At 74.2% G+C, this 16,916-nt stretch carries 13 protein-coding genes; 11 read left to right on the top strand and 2 right to left on the bottom strand.

Features of this window, described 5'->3' with window-relative positions; all coding sequences use genetic code 11:
• Positions 1–13: 13 nt before the first annotated feature.
• Positions 14–532, bottom strand: a complete 519-nt coding sequence (locus tag VLJ82_RS19110) for a DUF1360 domain-containing protein (protein WP_408664954.1) — start codon at positions 530–532, stop codon at positions 14–16.
• A 354-nt stretch (positions 533–886) separates the two neighbouring features.
• Here VLJ82_RS19110 and VLJ82_RS19105 point away from each other — a divergent pair, with 354 nt between their 5' ends.
• The 11 genes from VLJ82_RS19105 to VLJ82_RS19055 all read left to right on the top strand — a co-directional run bounded on the left by VLJ82_RS19105 (position 887) and on the right by VLJ82_RS19055 (position 16,142).
• A complete protein-coding gene (locus tag VLJ82_RS19105; RefSeq protein ID WP_408664953.1) occupies positions 887–4,291 on the top strand; it encodes a bifunctional diguanylate cyclase/phosphodiesterase in 3,405 nt (1,134 codons plus the stop codon).
• Between the two features lie 302 nt (positions 4,292–4,593).
• Positions 4,594–5,535: an NAD-dependent epimerase/dehydratase family protein gene (locus VLJ82_RS19100; protein WP_408664952.1), complete on the top strand. Its 942-nt coding sequence runs from the start codon at positions 4,594–4,596 to the stop codon at positions 5,533–5,535.
• 240 nt (positions 5,536–5,775) lie between these two features.
• A complete protein-coding gene (locus VLJ82_RS19095; RefSeq protein WP_408664951.1) occupies positions 5,776–7,425 on the top strand; it encodes a carbamoyltransferase family protein in 1,650 nt (549 codons plus the stop codon).
• Positions 7,422–8,936, top strand: a complete 1,515-nt coding sequence (locus tag VLJ82_RS19090) for an HAD-IIIA family hydrolase (RefSeq protein ID WP_408664950.1) — start codon at positions 7,422–7,424, stop codon at positions 8,934–8,936. The genes VLJ82_RS19095 and VLJ82_RS19090 overlap by 4 nt, the downstream gene beginning before the upstream one ends.
• On the top strand, positions 8,933–10,006 hold the full coding sequence (locus VLJ82_RS19085; protein WP_408664949.1) for a glycosyltransferase family 9 protein: 1,074 nt from the start codon (positions 8,933–8,935) through the stop codon (positions 10,004–10,006). The genes VLJ82_RS19090 and VLJ82_RS19085 overlap by 4 nt, the downstream gene beginning before the upstream one ends.
• Complete coding sequence (locus VLJ82_RS19080; protein ID WP_408664948.1) at positions 10,003–10,983, top strand: glycosyltransferase; 981 nt, start codon at positions 10,003–10,005, stop codon at positions 10,981–10,983. Before VLJ82_RS19085 ends, VLJ82_RS19080 begins: the two co-directional genes overlap by 4 nt.
• A 34-nt stretch (positions 10,984–11,017) precedes the next feature.
• Entirely contained in the window at positions 11,018–12,364 is a 1,347-nt protein-coding gene (locus tag VLJ82_RS19075; RefSeq protein ID WP_408664947.1) for a glycosyltransferase, read from the top strand.
• Positions 12,361–13,005 carry a D-sedoheptulose-7-phosphate isomerase gene (locus tag VLJ82_RS19070; protein ID WP_408664946.1) on the top strand — a complete coding sequence of 215 codons (645 nt, stop codon included), beginning with the start codon at positions 12,361–12,363 and terminating at the stop codon, positions 13,003–13,005. Before VLJ82_RS19075 ends, VLJ82_RS19070 begins: the two co-directional genes overlap by 4 nt.
• Positions 12,990–14,393 (top strand): D-glycero-beta-D-manno-heptose 1-phosphate adenylyltransferase, encoded by a 1,404-nt coding sequence (rfaE2, locus tag VLJ82_RS19065; RefSeq protein ID WP_408664945.1) that lies wholly within the window; start codon positions 12,990–12,992, stop codon positions 14,391–14,393. The genes VLJ82_RS19070 and rfaE2 overlap by 16 nt, the downstream gene beginning before the upstream one ends.
• Entirely contained in the window at positions 14,390–15,355 is a 966-nt protein-coding gene (locus VLJ82_RS19060) for a glycosyltransferase family 9 protein (protein ID WP_408664944.1), read from the top strand. The genes rfaE2 and VLJ82_RS19060 overlap by 4 nt, the downstream gene beginning before the upstream one ends.
• A 46-nt stretch (positions 15,356–15,401) precedes the next feature.
• Positions 15,402–16,142, top strand: a complete 741-nt coding sequence (locus VLJ82_RS19055) for an SDR family NAD(P)-dependent oxidoreductase (protein WP_408664943.1) — start codon at positions 15,402–15,404, stop codon at positions 16,140–16,142.
• A 49-nt stretch (positions 16,143–16,191) separates the two neighbouring features.
• Here VLJ82_RS19055 and VLJ82_RS19050 read toward each other — a convergent pair whose 3' ends face one another.
• The gene (locus tag VLJ82_RS19050; RefSeq protein ID WP_408664942.1) at positions 16,192–16,791 is read right to left on the bottom strand and encodes a GreA/GreB family elongation factor; all 600 of its coding nucleotides are present in this window, start codon (positions 16,789–16,791) and stop codon (positions 16,192–16,194) included.
• Positions 16,792–16,916 lie beyond the last annotated feature (125 nt).

The raw sequence follows: 16,916 nt of genomic DNA, 5'->3' as shown, positions 1-16,916 counted from the left end.
TGAGCGGAGGAGGTCATTCCTTGCTCTGCAGCGCGCTGTAGCCGAACTGCAGGAAGTCCGACACCGCGACGCTGGCGAAGGTGGCCGCCACCAACCGGGTGGCGCGCGGGGCGAAGACCAGCCCCGCGGCGAACCCGGTGCCGACCCACTGGCCCAGGCAGAACGGGCAGGTGAGCAGCTCGCCGACCGCATGCCGGGCGGCGGAGTCGGTGCGCACCTCCTCGTGCACCTCCCCGGGACCCTCCGGGCGCTGGTAGGTGGTGAACGGCGCCCGCACCGGACTGGTTACCGCGTCCTTGGCCACCGTCCGGGTGAGCCGGTGGGTGGCGATGCCGAACAACGCGACGTCCCACGGGCTGACCCGCTCCGGCGGCCGGAAGCCCAGCCGGCGACCGAGCAGGGTGAGCCCGGCCACCGCGCTGGCATAGACGCTCATCGCCGCCAGGTAGCCCGACAGCGGGCGGTCCTCGCCATGGCGGTAGGTCTGGGCCTCGCGGCGCGCCCAGTGCTTGATGGCGCTGGCAGTGGTCATGTCCGGGCTCCCGGGGAGAGTGCGTGCGAGTGGATGGCGGCGCTGAACCTCCAGGCGGCAGCTGCGCCACCTGGCTGGGGAGTGGCGGCCGGCCCCGCGAGATCGGCTCCTGCTTGAGCCGCCCTTCCAACCTAAGGCATCCCGCCGCCGGGTGACCACGCGGCCACCGGCCGGGTCGGGCCCCGCGGCAAGCGCGCATTCGGGGCCCATGCGTGCCACCCATATGGGATGTCTAGGCATCAAAGGTCAAGTGTCTAGGGCACTGGCCGATGGAACAGGGCGATGAGGCGAGCAACGAGAGGGACGGTCGTGCGATCAGAGGCACCCCGCCGGCCGGCGATCAGGGCGTCCTGGATGCCGTGGTTGGCCGGGTTGGCGATGGCTCTGGCCATCCTGGTGCTGAGCCAGTTCGCCACCCGGCTGTTGCGCCACCCGACGCTGGCCGGCGGCGCCTGGTGGCCGGCGGCGGGCCTCTCGCTGGCGGTGCTGGCCCGCTCGCCGCGCCGCTGGTGGCCGCAACTGGTCACCGGCATCGCGGTCAGCAGCGCGCTCAGCCGGCTGCTGATCGGCACCGCGCCGGAGGTGAACCTCTGCTTCACGCTGGCCAATGTGGCCGAGTGCGTGATCGCCGCCCGGTTCCTGGCCGGCGGCACGGCACACCGGTCCCGGCCGCTGGCCAGCGTCGCCGACGGCATCCGGCTGATCGCCGGTGCGGTGCTCGGGGTCAGCGCGGCGGCGTCCATGGTCGGGGTGGGCTACCTGGCGGCCGACAAGCCGTGGCTGCCCGGCACCTGCGGCTACGTGCTCAGCCACGGCCTCGGGCTGGTGATGCTGACCCCGCTGCTGCTGGCGCCGACCGGCCCGGCGGTGTGGGACGAGTTCGGCTACGACCGGCACAACGCCGAGTGGGTCGTCCAGTTCGCCCTGGTGACCGCGGCCTCCTGCTGGATCTTCCTGCCGGCGCACACCGCCGGCCAGGCCGTCCTGGTGCTGCCGCCGCTGCTGTGGGGTGCCGCCCGGCTCGGTGCGCTGCGGGCGATGATCTCGGCGTTGATGGCCGCGGTGCTGGCCACCGTCGGCACTCTGAACGGGCACGGCGCGCTCAGCTCGATCAGCGACCCGCAGCACCGGCAGTGGGCGTTGCAGACGCTGCTCGCGGTGATCTGCCTGGCGACGCTGATCCTGGTGCTGTCCGGCCAGGCCCGCGACAACGCGCTGGCGGCCGCCGCCGAGCGGGAGGACGCGCTCGCCGAGGCGCAGCGGCTGGCGATGCTCGGCTCGTGGAACTGGGACCTGGTCACCGCGCAGATGACCTGGTCGGACGAGATGTACCGGATCTTCGGGGTCCGCCGCGGCGAGTTCCAGCCCAGTATGCAGAACTGGCTGTCCCTGGTGCAGCCGGCCGACCGCGGCCGGCTGACGGCGGCGGTGCGCACCGCGCTGGCCGACCTGCGGCCCTACGAGCTGGAGTTCACCCTGCTGCCGGCCGACCGGCCGAGCCGGGTGGTGCACGGCCGCGGGCGGGTGCACGTCGACGAGCACGGCACCCCGGTCCGGATGAGCGGCACCGCCCACGACGTCACCGCGGCCCGGTCCGCGGCCCGCGAGCTGGCCACCGCCCGCGACCTCTACCGCGGGGTGCTGGCCGCCGCCAGCAGCACCTCCATCATCGGCACCGACCCGCTGGGCCAGATCACGGTCTTCAACACCGGTGCCGAGAAGATGCTCGGCTACACCGAGTCCGAGATGCTCGGCAGCAGCCCGGTGCTGCTGCACGACCCGGCCGAGCTGGCCGAGCGGGCCGCCGAGCTCGGCGTGGCACCGGACTTCCGGCTGCTGATCCGGGACGCCGACGCCGCGCGTCCGGAGCCGCAGCAGTGGACCTACCTGACCCGCTCCGGCCGCCGGCTGCAGGTGGAGCTGACCGTGACGGCGATGACCGCCCCGGACGGCTCACTGTCCGGCTACATCGGGGTGGCCAGCGACGTTACCAGCCAGCGGCAGGCCGAGCTGGCGCTGCGCGAGAGCGAGCAGCGGTTCCGGCTGGCCTTCGACGCGGCCTCGGTCGGCATGTGCATGGTCTCGCTCGACCCGCCCACCGCCGGCCGGCTGATCCGGGCCAACCAGGCGATGTGCAACCTGACCGGCTACACCGAGGCCGAGCTGCTCACCCTCACCGTGGTGAGCCTGTCGATTCCCGAGGACGCCGAGGGCACCCGGGCGGCGCTGGCGAAGATGGTGAGCGGCGAGGTGACCCAGGTCCGCCGCGAGACCCTGTACCGGCACGCCGACGGCAGCAACCTGTGGGGCCTGCTGTCCACCTCGACCGTGACGCCGGCCGACGGCAGCCCGCCGTACGCCATCTCGCTGATCGAGGACATCACCGCGCGCAAGCGGGCCGAGGCGGCGCTGACCCACCAGGCGCTGCACGACGGCCTGACGGGGCTGGCCAACCGGACCCTGCTGCTGGACCGGCTGGAGCACGGCCTGGTGGCCAGCGCGCGGACCGGTCACGGGGTCGGGGTGGCCTACCTGGACCTGGACGGGTTCAAGCAGGTCAACGACGGCGCCGGGCACGCCGCGGGCGACGAGCTGCTCGTCCAGGTGGCCAGCCGGCTGGGTGCCTCGGTGCGGCCGGGTGACACCGTCGGCCGGCTCGGCGGGGACGAGTTCGCCATCATCTGCACCGACCTGACCGCCGACTCCGACCTCAGCGCGGTCGCCGAGCGGGTGCTCAACGCGCTGCGCGAGCCGTTCCTGCTGCCCTCGGGCACCTTCACCATCAGCGCCAGCATCGGCCTGGCCACCGCGGAGGGGCACAGCACCGGCGAGCAGCTGCTGGCCGCCGCTGACACCGCGATGTACACCGCCAAGCGGGCCGGCCGGGACCGGGTGACCGTCACCGATCCCCAGCTGCAGGCCCGGGCCGCGCGCAGCAGCCGGCTGCGCCCGCAGCTGGAGACCGCGCTCAGCCAGGACGAGCTGGTGATGTACGGCCAGCCGGTGCTGGACCTGCGCTCCGGCCGGATCGTGGCGGTGGAGACCCTGCTGCGGTGGAACCACCCGCGCCGCGGCGTGCTCGGCCCGGGCGAGTTCCTCGACGTCGCCGAGTCCAGCGCCCTGATGATCCCGATCGGGCGGCGGGTGCTGCGCGAGTCGTGTCGGATGGCTGCCAGCTGGGCGGACCAGCTGGGCGAGCGGGCTCCCGACGTGCACGTCAACATCTCCGGACGCCAGCTGGAGACCGGCCACCTGATCGACGACGTGCTCGCCGCGCTCGCCGAGTACCAGGTGCCGCCCACCCGGCTGGTGCTCGAGCTCACCGAGACCCACATGCCGCTGATCGCCGACTCGCTGCGCAAGGACCTGAGCACCCTGCGCGAGCTCGGCATCCGGATCGCCATCGACGACCTGGGCACCGGCTACAGCAGCCTGACCAGGATCACCGAGCTGCCGGTGGACATGCTCAAGATCGACGTCCGGTTCATCGCCGGGCTCGGCACCGACTCCGGCTGCACCGCGGTGGTGGCCGCCATCCTCGAGATCGGCAAGACGCTGGAGCTGGCCGTGGTGGCCGAGGGTGTCGAGACCGCCGCCCAGGCCCGGTTGCTGACCCAGTACGGCTGCTCCACCGCGCAGGGCTACCTCTACAGCCGGGCCCGGCCGGAGGCCGACCTGGCCTTCCACCTGGCCGGGGTCGCGGCCGGCCAGCCGCGCCGCTCCGGGCTCGGCGCGCTCGCCCTGCGGGCACCGGCCTGACCATCGGCCGGGGCGGTGTCTGATCGTCTGCCGGACGGTGTCTGATCGTCTGCCGGGCAGGGTCTGATCGTTGGGTCGGGCGGTGTCTGATCGTCGGTCGGACCGCGGTCGTCGCTCGGTGGGTGTTGTCGCGGGCGAGCGGTGCGTTCTAGTCTCGGTTCGGGGCCTCTCGTGTCGAGGTGGTTCCCGAGCGGGCACCGCCCAGGGAGACAGTCCGGGCAGGTGCCGCTGGAAGGCATACCGTTGCGATCTGTTGGAATGCCCGCATCCCGACCCACCGCCGCCGGTCCTGGCGCGTGCCGGTGAGGACCTTCGCGCACGCGCTGGTCACCGGCGGCGCCGGCTTCCTCGGCTCCCACCTGTGCCAGGAACTGCTGGCCGCCGGCACCGAGGTGACCTGCCTGGACAACTTCCTCACCGGACGGCCCGACAACGTCGAGCACCTGCGTTCCCATAGTGGTTTCCGGTTGGTCAAGTGCGACGTCACCGACTACCTGCACGTTCCCGGCCCGGTCGACCTGGTGCTGCACTTCGCCTCCCCGGCCTCGCCGGCCGACTACCTGCGGCTACCGATCGAGACGATGAAGGTCGGCAGCGTCGGCACCCTGCACGCCCTCGGGCTCGCCAAGGACAAGCGGGCCCGGTTCGTGCTGGCCTCCACCTCGGAGACCTACGGCGACCCGCAGGTGCACCCGCAGCCGGAGCACTACTGGGGCCACGTCAATCCGGTCGGGCCGCGCGGCGTCTACGACGAGGCCAAGCGCTTCGCCGAGGCGCTGACGGTGGCCTACCGCACCACCCACGGCGTGGACACCGCGATCGTCCGGATCTTCAACACCTACGGGCCGCGGATGCGCGCCGACGACGGCCGGGCGATCCCCACCTTCATCGGCCAGGCGCTGGCCGGCGAGCCGTTGACGGTGGCCGGCACCGGCAGCCAGACCAGGTCGGTGTGCTACGTCGACGACACCGTCCGGGGCATCCTGGCAGTCGCGGCCAGCGAGCTGGCCGGCCCGGTGAACGTCGGCAGCCCGGACGAGATGACGATCCTGCAGATCGCGCGGGAGATCATCGCCGCCGCCGGGTCGGCGTCAGCGATCCGGTTCGTCGACCTGCCGGCCGACGATCCGCTGGTGCGCCGTCCGGACACCACGCTGATCGAGACCGAGCTCGGCTGGCGGCCGGAAATCGGTTGGCCCGAAGGCATCCGGCGCACAATTTCGGCGCTCCGCGAGCAGGGCTGAGCGGCGCGAACAGGCCTGTTCATAGGCATGATCGTCTGCTTTTCCTACTGCTTCTTGCGCAGTGCTGGCGAGAACCGCTTCGCTGGCTTACAGTCGGTTCTGGTTGGACTTACAGCCTGCGGCAGCACTCTCGATCGGATGTGACCGTCGAGTCGCGGTGAGCAGCACCGCCTTACTTTTGCAGACATTTCTCCTCGATTCGTGCTGCCGCGCATCGAGATGTCGACCACAACGGGGATCATGCGAATCCTGGGCATCAATGCGCTGTACCACGATCCTGCCGCGGCATTGATCGTGGACGGCCGGACAGTCGCGGCTGCCGAAGAAGAACGGTTCTCCCGGCGCAAGCACGGCAAACGTCCGGTGCCGTTCTCCGCCTGGGAGCTGCCGGAACTGTCGGCCGCCTGGTGTCTGGCCGAAGCGGGCCTGACACCCGCCGACCTAGACGTAGTGACCTATTCCTTCGATCCGGCGCTGCGGCTGCCGCCGGAGCAGCTCGGGTTGTTCGACCCCTGGGACGAGCTGCGCCAGCGTTACGCCTTGGCCGCGCCGGACTTCCTTGCCGGCGTGCTGCCGGGCCTGGATCCCTCGCAGGTGCGCTACGTCGCCCATCATGTCGCGCACGCCGCGTCGGCGGGGCTGGCCGCTCCGTTCGGCGGGGACTGCGCGGTGCTGGTGCTCGACGGCCGCGGCGAGCGGCACAGCTCGCTGGCAGGCCTTTACACGCAAGGGGATTTGCAGATCCTGCACAGCCAGCAGCTGCCGCACTCGCTCGGCCTGCTGTACGAGGATGCCACCGAGCACCTGGGCTTCCTGCGCAGCTCGGACGAGTTCAAGGTGATGGCGCTGGCCTCCTACGGAACGCCGCGCTACCTCGACGAGCTGCGTCCGATGGTGCATGCCTGCTCTGACGGGGGTTTCAGGACCCAGGGTGTGGACTGGAATGCCCTTGCCAAGAAACGGCTTCCGGACGAGCCGTGGTCGGCAGACCATGCCGACCTGGCGGCCAGCCTGCAAGCGGTGCTGGAGGAGGTGCTGGTGGAGCTGGCTCGCTGGCTGCGCGTGCAGACCGGCAGCAGCAGGCTGGCGCTGGCCGGCGGGGTCGCGCTGAACTGTGTCGCCAACTCCCGGCTGTGGCGGGACAGCGGCTTCGACGAGGTGTGGGTGCAGCCGGCGGCCGGCGATGCCGGCACCGCGCTCGGCGCGGCACTGGCCGGCAGCTGGCAGCTCGGCGAGGCCGCGGCGCCGATGCCGGGTGCCGACCTCGGCCGGCAGTGGAGCGACGCCGAGATCGAGGCGGCGCTGTCCACCGCGAAGCTGCCCTACGAGCGGCCGGCCGACATCGCCGAGGCCGCCGCCGAGACGCTGGCCGCCGACGGCATCGTGGCCTGGTTCCAGGGACGCAGCGAGTACGGCCCGCGAGCCCTGGGGCACCGGTCGCTGATGGCGCACCCGGGACGGGCGGCCAACCTGGAACGGCTCAACGACGTCAAGGGCCGCGAGCAGTTCCGTCCGGTGGCGCCGATGGTGCTGGCCTCGCGGGCCGCCGAGCTGTTCAGCGGCGGGCCGATCCCGTCGCCGTACATGCTGTTCGTGCACCAGGTCGCCGACGGCTGGGCCGAGCGGATCCCGGCCGTGGTGCACGTCGACGGCACCGCCCGGATCCAGACCGTGGACCCGGCTGCCGAGCCGCTGGTGGCCCGGCTGCTGGAAGGCTTCGCGCGCCGCACCGGCCTGCCGGTGGTGGTCAACACCAGCCTGAACACCGCCGGCCGTCCGATGGTGGACTCGCCGCGTGACGCGCTGGAGTGCTTCGGGTCCACTCCGGTCGACCTGCTGGCGATCGGCCCGTTCGCGGTGCGCCGGTCCTGGCTCGGAGCCGGCCGATGACCGGTACCCCGAGCTACACCGTGGTGATCCCGACCATCGGGCGCCCGTCGCTGCGGGTGCTGCTGGACAGCATCGCCGACTCCGCGGCCGCCGCCGGCCGGCCGGTGCCGCAGCTGGTGGTGGTCGACGACCGGAGAGACCCGGCCGTCCCACTGGACCTGCCCGCACCGGTTGCGGTGCTGCGCAGCGGCGGACGCGGCCCGGCGGCCGCCCGCAACGCCGGCTGGCGGGCCTGCCGGGGCGACTGGGTGGCCTTCCTCGACGACGACGTGCAGGTGAGCGAGACCTGGCTGGCCGACCTGGAGCGGGACCTGGCCGCGGCGACGGCGGCGACCGCCGCCACCCAGGGCCAGATCGAGGTGCCGCTGCCACCCGACCGGCGCCCCACTGACTTCGAACGCAGCACCGCGGGGCTGGCCAGCGCCGCGTGGATCACCGCCGACCTGGCCTACCGGCGAACGGCGTTGGCCGATGTCGGCGGCTTCGACGAGCGGTTTCCGCGGGCGTTCCGGGAGGACGCCGACCTGGCGCTGCGGTTGCTCGACCGCGGCTGGCAGCTGTGCCGGGGCAGCCGGGTCAGCGTGCATCCGGTGCGGCCGGCCGGCTGGTGGATCAGCCTGCGCCAGCAGCGCGGCAACGCCGACGACGTGCTGATGCGCCGGATACACGGCCGCAGCTGGCGGCGCCGGGCCGAGGCGTCGCTGGGCCGCCGCCCGCAGCACCTGATCGGCACCGCGGCGGGACTGGTGGCGCTGCTCACGGCGCTGGCCGGCCGCCGACGGGCGGCGGGCCTGGCCGGGGGAGTGTGGGCCGGCAGCACCGCCGAGTTCTGCTGGCGGCGGATCGCGCCCGGGCCGCGCGATCGCACCGAGGTGCTGCGGATGATCAGCACCAGCATCGCCATTCCGCCCGCGGCCAGCTGGCACTGGCTGCGGGCCTGGCTCAGCCCGCCGCCCGCCGGCCGCACCGGCACTCCGGCGGTGGTCGCGGCCCGGCCGGCCGCGGTGCTGCTGGACCGGGACGGCACCCTGGTCCGGGACGTGCCATACAACGGCGACCCGGCGGCGGTGGCGCCGATGCCGGGCGCGCGGCGGGCGTTGGACCGGTTGCGGGCGCACGGCATTCCGCTCGCGGTGATCAGCAACCAGTCCGGCATCGGGCGAGGGCTGATCAGTGCCGAGCAGGTGGCGGCGGTCAACGCCCGGATCGAGGCGCTGCTCGGGCCGTTCGACGGCTGGTTCGTCTGCCCGCACACCGACGAGGCCGGCTGCGAGTGCCGCAAGCCCGCACCCGGACTGGTCCGGCAGGCGGCCGCCCGGCTGGGCGTTCCGCCGGCCCGGTGCGTGGTGATCGGTGACATCGGCTCCGACGTCCGGTCAGCCGCCGCGGCCGGCGCAGCCTCGATCCTGGTGCCGACCGAGCAGACCCGGGAAGAGGAGGTGGCCGCCGCGCCGCTGCGGGCCACCGATCTCGGTGCGGCGGTCGACCTCGTGCTGGCTGGCCTGCGATGAGCCGCCGGCTGCTGGTGGTGCGCCTGGACAGCATGGGCGACGTGCTGGTGTGCGGGCCGGCGATCCGCGTGGTGGCCGCGGCCGCCGACTCGCTGACCCTGCTCACCGGACCGCTGGGGGAGGCCGCCGGCCGGCTGCTGCCCGGGGTGGACGAGGTGCTGGTCTGGAACTGTCCGTGGATCGCCAACCCGCCGCCCGCGGTGTCGCCGGACGAGGTGGCCGCCCTGGTCGACCGGCTCGCCGCCCGGCAGCTGGACGAGGCGGTGATCCTGACCTCGTTCCACCAGTCCCCGCTGCCCACCGCGTTGCTGCTGCGGCTGGCCGGGGTGCCGCGGATCGTGGCCGCCAGCGAGGACTATCCGGGCTCGCTGCTGGACCTGCGGCTGCCGGTCGCCGGCGACGGGCCCGAGCCGGAGCGGATGCTGGCCACCGTGCGGGCGGCCGGCTTCGAGCTGCCGCCGGGGGATCCGGGCACCCTGGCCGTCCGGTTGCCGGCGGCCTCGCCGGACCAGACGCCGGACGAGCCGGAATCTCCTTACCTGGTAGTGCATCCTGGCACCACCGCCGCGGCGCGGGCCTATCCCGCCGAGCGGTGGGCCGAGACCGTCCGGTTGCTGGTGGCCGGCGGCTGGCGGGTGCTGGTGACCGGGTCGGCGGGTGAACGGGAGCTGACCTCGGGGATCGTGGCCGCGGCCCGAGCCGGCGTCGCCGATGATGCGGGTGGCGCGGTGCTGGACCTGGCCGGCGCGCTGGACCTGGCGGGGCTGGCCCGGCTGCTGGCCGGCGCCGAGGCGGTGCTGGTGGCCAACACCGGGCCCGCGCACCTGGCCGCGGCGGTCGGCACGCCGGTGGTGTCGCTGTTCTCGCCGGTGGTGCCGGCCAGCCGGTGGGCGCCGTACGGCGTGCCGGTGGTGCTGCTGGGCGACCAGCACGCGCCGTGCCGTGGCACCCGGCGCACCGAGTGCCCGGTGCCGGGCCACCCGTGCCTGACCGGGGTGGCGCCGGCCAGCGTGGTACGGGCCGTCGAGCAGCTGGCCGGCCGGCCGGCGGCAGTGGCGGTGTCGCGATGAGGATCCTGCTCTGGCACGTGCACGGCAGCTGGACGACCGCCTTCGTCCAGGGCAGCCACGACTATCTCGTCCCGGTGCTGCCCGACCGCGGCCCGGACGGCGTGGGCCGGGCGCGTACCTGGGACTGGCCGGCCTCGGTCACCGAGCTGCCGCCGGCCGCGCTGCGCGAGCAGGACGTCGACCTGGTGATGCTGCAGCGCCCGCACGAGGAGGACCTGGTGCGGCAGTGGCTGGGCCGCCGGCCGGGCACCGACCTGCCCGCGGTGTACCTGGAGCACAACAGCCCGGATGCCGCGCCCTGCACCCAGCGGCACGTGCTGGCAGACCGGTCGGACATCCCGCTGGTGCACGTCACGCATTTCAACGAGCTGTTCTGGGACAACGGGCGGGCCCCGACCACCGTCATCGAGCACGGCATCGTCGACCCGGGCGCCCGCTACACCGGTGAGCTGGACCGGGCGGCGGTGGCGGTGAACGAGCCGGGCCGGCGCGGCCGAATCGTCGGCGCGGACCTGGTGGAGACCTTCCTGCCGGTGGCCCCGGTGGACGTCTTCGGCATGGGGGCGCAGGAGTTCGTCGCATCCCGGGTGGCCACTGCGGGGCTGCCGGCGGACCGGCTGGCCGGCTACTCCGGGATCGAGACCCAGGACGGGATGCACACCGAACTGGCCCGGCGGCGGGCCTACCTGCACCTGACCCGGTGGACCTCGCTCGGCCTGTCGCTGATCGAGGCGATGCAGCTGGCGATGCCGGTGCTGGCGCTGGCCACCACCGAGGCGATCGCCGCGGTGCCGCCCGGGGCGGGCGCGATCAGCACCGACGTGCGGCAGCTGGCCCGGCGGCTGGCCGAGCTGATGGCCGAGCCGGAACTGGCCCGGGCCTGCGGGCAGGCGGCCCGGGCGGCCGCGCTGGAGCGCTACGGCCTCAAGCGGTTCCTGGCCGACTGGGACGTGCTGCTGGACGGACTTGCCCGATGAGGCGGCCGGGCCCGACGACGAAGGAGGCGAGCCGATGAGAATCGCGATGGTGTCCGAGCACGCGAGCCCGCTGGCGTGCCTGGGCGGGGTGGACGCCGGTGGCCAGAACGTGCACGTGGCGGCGTTGTCGGCGGCGCTGGCCCGCCGCGGGCACGAGGTGGTGGTCTACACCCGCCGCGAGGACCCGGATGTGCCGGCCAGCGTGCGGCTGGTGCCCGGCGTCCGGGTCGAGCACATCGCCGCCGGTCCGGCCGAGGTGATCGGCAAGGACGAGCTGCTGCCGTTCATGGACGGCTTCGGGGCCGAGCTGGCCCGCCGCTGCCTGCTGCGGCCGCCGGACCTGCTGCACGCGCACTTCTGGATGAGCGGGCTGGCCTCGCTGCAGGCGGGTGCGGTGCTGGACCTGCCGGTGGTGCAGACCTTCCATGCGCTGGGCAAGGTGAAACGCCGCTGGCAGGGCAGCGCGGACACCAGCCCGCCGGAGCGGATCGGTGCCGAGCGGCTGATCGGGCGGGCCGCCGACCTGGTGATCGCCACCTGCACCGACGAGGTACGCGAGCTGCGCTCGATGGGGGTGGCCGCCAGCCGGGTCGAGGTGGTGCCGTGCGGGGTGGACCTGGACCTGTTCACCCCGGCAGAACCAGTCGGGCCAGCCGGCTCGGCCGGCTCGCCCAGCTCGGCCGGGTCAGCCGGGAACCGGCCGTTCCGGCTGCTGATCCTGGGCCGGTTGGTGCCGCGCAAGGGAGTCGCCGACGCGATCGAGGCACTGGCCGGAATACCCGACGCCGAGCTGCTGGTGGTCGGCGGCCCGGCTCCGGACCAGCTGGCCACCGATCCCGAGGCGCGGCGGTTGCTGGCGCTGGCCGAGCGCCTGGGAGTCGCCGGCCGGCTGCGGCTGCTGGGCCGGCAGCCGCACACCGAACTGCCGGCGATCATGCGGGGCTGCGACCTGCTGCTGGCGGTGCCCTGGTACGAGCCGTTCGGCATCACCCCGCTGGAGGCGATGGCCGTCGGGCTGCCGGTGGTGGCCACCGCGGTGGGCGGGCTGCGCGACACGGTGCTCGACACGGTCACCGGCCGGCTGGTGCCGCCGCGCCGTCCGGACCTGCTGGCACAGGTGGTGGCCGACCTGCTGGCCGACCGGCCCGGCCGGTTGGCGATGGCCGCGGCCGGCCGGGAGCGGGCGCTGGCCCACTACGGCTGGGACCGGATCGCCGAGCAGACCGAGGCCTGCTACCGCGGCGTGCTGGCCCGCAGCGCACCGGCCGGCTCCGCGCTGGCCGGGTCGGCGCCGGCCGGCTCGCTGACCGCCGGCTCGCTGACCGGCAACCCGCTGACTGACGGCTCGCTGACCGAGGTGACTGTGGAGGTGGCCCGATGACCGACCTGCTGGCCGACCGGCCCGCGGACCCGACCCGGCTGGCCGACTTCGCCACCGCCCACGTCCAGGCGCTGGCCGGTGCGCTGGCCGAGTTCGGCCCGGCCGCCGGGATCGCCACCGACTGGGGGACCCGGTTGGCCGGCGCGCTGAGTGCCGGGGCGCGGCTGCTGGTGACCGGCAACGGCGGCAGCGCCGCCCAGGCCCAGCACTTCAGCGCCGAGATCGTCGGCCGGTACGGCCCGGACCGAGCGCCGTTCTCGGCGGTCGCGTTGCACACCGAACCGTCGGCGCTGACCGCCATCCTCAACGACTACGGCGTCGAGGAGGTCTTCGCCCGGCAGGTGCAGGCGCACGGCCGTCCCGGCGACGTGTGCGTGCTGATGTCGACGTCCGGACGCAGCCCGAACGTGCTGGCCGCCGCCCGCCGGGCCCGCGAGTGCGGGCTGCGTACCTGGGCGATGACCGGTCCGCTGCCCAATCCGCTGGGCGACGCGGTCGAGGAGGTGCTGCCGGTGCGGGCCGCCAGCACCGCCACCGTCCAGGAGCTGCACCTGCTGGCCCTGCACCTGGTGTGCGAGGCGATGGACGCCGAGCTGGCCCGCCGGGCGGTGGGGGAGGTGCCGCCGTGGCCGGGGACCTGACTGCCCCGCTGGTGGTGCTGGGCGACGCCCTGCTCGACGTCGACCTGATCGCCGGATCGGCGCGGCTGTCGCCGGAGGCACCGGTTCCGGTGCTGCACGATCCGGTCGAGCACCGGCGTCCGGGGGGCGCGGCGCTGGCCGCGTTGCTGGCCGCCGACGGGCCGCGTCCGGTGGTGCTGGTGGCGCCGGTGGCCGACGACGAGGCCGGGCGGCAGCTTCGCCGACTGCTGGCCGGCCGGCTGGAGTTGATCGCGCTTCCCTGGGCCGGCAGCACCCCGGTCAAGACCCGGCTGCGGGTGGCCGACCACCCGGTGGCCCGGCTGGACCGCGGCGGGGACCCGGGCCCGATCGGGCCGCTGCCGCCGCGGGCGCTGGCGGTGCTGGAGTCGGCCGCCGCGGTGCTGGTCGCGGACTACGGCCGCGGCGTCACCACCGACCCCGCGGTGCGCGCGGCGCTGGCCGGCCTGCGCTGCCCGCTGGTCTGGGATCCGCATCCGCGCGGCGCGGAACCGGTGCCCGGCGCCACCCTGGTAACCCCCAACCTGGCCGAGCTGGCCGGCTTCGCCGGAATCGAGGCCGGCGCGTCGCTGGCCGGCATCCGGCGCGCCGCCCAGCAGCTGGCCCGGCAGTGGCAGGCGGGCTCGCTGTGCGTGACCCTGGGCGCGCGCGGCGCGATGTTCTGCCTGGCCGACAACGCCCCGCACCTCATCGCCCCGGTACTGGTCGGCACCGGCGACACCTGCGGCGCGGGGGACTGCTTCGCCGGCGCGGCGGCCGCGGGCCTGGCGGACGGGGTGCTGCCCAGCGAAGCGGCCGAGCTGGCGGTGGCCGCGGCCGGCCGGTTCGTCGCCGCGGGCGCGGCTGCCGGGGTGCGGCTGGACCTTCCCGACGCCGCACCGGACGACCGGTGCGACGAGCCGTCGGGGGTGGCCGCGCTGCTGGAGCGGGTCCGGCGCCGGCACGGCGTGGTGGTGGCCACCGGCGGCTGCTTCGACCTGCTGCACGCCGGCCACATCGCCACCCTGCAGGCGGCCCGAGCGGTCGGCGACTGCCTGGTGGTGTGCCTGAACTCCGACGACTCGGTGCGCCGGCTCAAGGGCCCGCAGCGGCCGTTGCAGCCGGCCGCCGACCGGGCCCGGGTGCTGGCGGCCCTGGAATGCGTCGACGCGGTGGTGGTCTTCGACGAGGACACCCCGGCCGCGGTGTTGCGGCGGATCCGGCCGGACGTCTGGGCCAAGGGCGGCGACTACTCCGGGGTGGCGCTGCCGGAGTCGGCGGTGCTGGCCGAGTGGGGTGGCGAGGCGGTGACGGTGCCCTACCTGCCGGGCCGCTCGACCACCGCCCTGGTGGAACTCGCCCGGCAGGCCGACGCCGGCTCGGCGTGGTGAGTGCGGCGCCGGGCCGTCCGGTCGCCCTGGCGCTGCGGGCGCTGGGACTCGGCGACTTCGTCACCGGGCTGCCGGCGCTCGGCCTGCTGAAGGCGGCGCTGCCCGACCACGAGGTGGTGCTGGCGGCCCCGGCGGCGTTCGCGCCGCTGGTGCCGCTGATCCCGGCGCTCGACCGGCTGCTGCCGGCTGCCGAGCTGGCGCCGATCGTGCCGGTGCCGGACCGGTTGGACGTCGCCGTCGACCTGCACGGCAACGGCCCGGCCAGTCGCCGGCTGCTCAGCGCGCTGCGGCCGCGCCGGCTGTTCGGCTTCGCCGACCCGGCCGGCACGCTGCCCGGGCCGGCCTGGCACGCCGGCGAGCACGAGGTCAGCCGGTGGTGCCGGCTGGTCCGCGAGGTACTGCCGGTGCCGGACGGGAAAGCCACCGGTACCCCGCAGGCGGTGCACTGCATGCGGCTGCCACCGACCGGCATGCCCGAAGCGAGAACGGTGGTGCATCCCGGCGCCGCCGCCGGGTCCCGGCGCTGGCCGGCCGACCGGTTCGCCGCGGTCGCCGCCGCGCTGCGCCGGCAGGGCCATCCGGTGGTGGTCACCGGCGGGCCGGCCGAGCGCGAGCTGGCCCGGACGGTCGCCAACGCCGCCGGGGTGCCGGTCCTGACGAACCTGACGCTGCTCGAGCTGGTGTCGCTGGTCGGCCGGGCCCGGCTGGTGGTCTGCGGCGACACCGGCGTCGCACACGTCGCCTCGAACTACGGCATCCCCTCGGTGGTGCTGTTCGGCCCGGTGTCTCCGGTGATCTGGGGACCGCCGGCCGGCGGGCCGCACCGGGTGCTGTGGCACGGCGACGGCACCGGCGATCCACACGGCTGGCAGGCCGACCCGGCACTGCTCGCGATCACCGTCGCCGAGGTGCTGGCCGCGGCCGGCGAGCTGGTACCCGGCGAGCCGGCGCTGTCGGGCTGAGCGCCCGCGAGCCGGATCCGACAACCCCTTCCAGACAGGAGTCGACATGCGCACACTCGACCAGCGCGCGGTGCTGATCACCGGCGGCGGCAGCGGCCTGGGCCGGGCGATCTCGTCGCGGCTGGCAGCCGGCGGTGCCCACGCCGTGGTTGCCGACCTCGACCTCGACGCCGCAACCGAAACCGTCCGGCTGGTATCGAAAGCCGGCGGCAGCGCCTCGGCGGTGCGCCTGGACGTGACCGATTCCGCCGACGTGGCAAGGGTGATCGACGACACCGCAGAGCAGTTCGGGGAGCGCTTCGACGGTCTGGTCAACAATGCCGGCACCGACCGGGGCGCCGGCATCCTGGACATCACCGACCAGCAGTGGCACGACGTGCTGGCGGTCAACCAGTCCGGCCCGCTCTACACCAGCAGGCAGTTCCTGCGCACGCTGGGCACCGGCGAGCGCGAGTACCCCGCCGACATCGTCAACGTTCTCTCGATCTCGGCGATCACGGTCGGGGCCGACGCGGCGGCCTACAACAGCTCGAAGGCGGCGCTGGCGATGCTCACCCGGATCATGCAGCGGGAGGCGCACGAGTACCGCTGGCCGGCCCGGATCCACGGCCTGATGCCGAGCGCCATGAACACGCCGATGATGGACCAGTGGAACCTGCCCGCCGAGGTCATGATGGATCCGGACACCGTTGCCGGCGCGGTGGAATTCATGCTGACGCTGCCACCGGACACCTTCGTGCAGAACCTGGTCATCAACTCCCGCCGGGAGCCCGGCTGGCCGCGCTGACGCGTCGGCCGGCCGGGGAACGGCCAGGGCGGGAGCGGCTAGGAGGACCTCAGGCCGACTTGGCCGGCCGGTCGGAGAACTCCTGGCCGTCGACGGAGACGATGTCCACCGTGATGGTGGCCCGGTTGGCCGCCCGGTAACTGACCCGGTCACCGGGGACGCCGCCCTGCAGCGCCTGCCCGAGCGGGCTGTTCGGGGTGACCACCTCGTCGTCGCCGAGCGCGAGCTCGTGCGGCAGCAACACGAAGGTCTCACAGCTTCGCCCGCCGTCGAAGCTCACCTGCACCCGGCTGCCCACCTCGATCGCCCCGGCCGGCTTGCTCTTGCGCCCGGTGCGGCGCGGCTGGACCGGCTTGGGCGCCTGCAGCATGAGCTCCAGCTCGGTGATGCGGGCCTGCAGGTCCTCGATGGTGATTGCCAACTCGACGTTGGCGCACCGGTCGGCGGCGTCACCGCAGGAACCGGGCGGGCTGTACTGGGCCTGCGCCTCGGCACACTGCGCCTTGAGGTCTTCCAGCCTGGCGCGGATCGCGCGCTCCACCACCTCCTCGGAGGTGGGGCCGGCAACGCGGCCGGTGCTGGCCGCGGCGGGCCGGGCCGGCTTGCGGCTGGTCTTGCGGGGAGTGGAAACCGGAAGGGTGGCGGTCATGAGTCGCTCCGACGGAGTCGATCTGAACTGGCGAAACCACCTGCTGGGCCGACCCAATTCTGAGGTAGACGGTACGGCACCGGTGGCTGCGTTTCCACTACCGGGGGTGCACAAGTTGGCAACCC

Origin of the sequence: Jatrophihabitans sp., assembly GCF_035474675.1 — a bacterium.
Lineage (GTDB): Bacteria > Actinomycetota > Actinomycetes > Mycobacteriales > Jatrophihabitantaceae > Jatrophihabitans_A.
Note: the sequence above shows the minus strand (reverse complement) of the source record. Positions and strands in the feature narration are given on the sequence as shown.

What these genes read in the sequence shown, in the direction of transcription:
- VLJ82_RS19070 (WP_408664946.1), top strand. Translation starts at nt 12,361, where the DNA reads ATGACCGACCTGCTGGCCGACCGGCCCGCGGACCCGACCCGGCTGGCC.
- VLJ82_RS19085 (WP_408664949.1), top strand. Translation starts at nt 8,933, where the DNA reads ATGAGCCGCCGGCTGCTGGTGGTGCGCCTGGACAGCATGGGCGACGTG.
- VLJ82_RS19050 (WP_408664942.1), bottom strand. Translation starts at nt 16,791, where the DNA reads ATGACCGCCACCCTTCCGGTTTCCACTCCCCGCAAGACCAGCCGCAAG.
- VLJ82_RS19105 (WP_408664953.1), top strand. Translation starts at nt 887, where the DNA reads ATGCCGTGGTTGGCCGGGTTGGCGATGGCTCTGGCCATCCTGGTGCTG.
- VLJ82_RS19080 (WP_408664948.1), top strand. Translation starts at nt 10,003, where the DNA reads ATGAGGATCCTGCTCTGGCACGTGCACGGCAGCTGGACGACCGCCTTC.
- VLJ82_RS19090 (WP_408664950.1), top strand. Translation starts at nt 7,422, where the DNA reads ATGACCGGTACCCCGAGCTACACCGTGGTGATCCCGACCATCGGGCGC.
- VLJ82_RS19075 (WP_408664947.1), top strand. Translation starts at nt 11,018, where the DNA reads ATGAGAATCGCGATGGTGTCCGAGCACGCGAGCCCGCTGGCGTGCCTG.
- VLJ82_RS19055 (WP_408664943.1), top strand. Translation starts at nt 15,402, where the DNA reads ATGCGCACACTCGACCAGCGCGCGGTGCTGATCACCGGCGGCGGCAGC.
- VLJ82_RS19095 (WP_408664951.1), top strand. Translation starts at nt 5,776, where the DNA reads ATGCGAATCCTGGGCATCAATGCGCTGTACCACGATCCTGCCGCGGCA.
- VLJ82_RS19110 (WP_408664954.1), bottom strand. Translation starts at nt 532, where the DNA reads ATGACCACTGCCAGCGCCATCAAGCACTGGGCGCGCCGCGAGGCCCAG.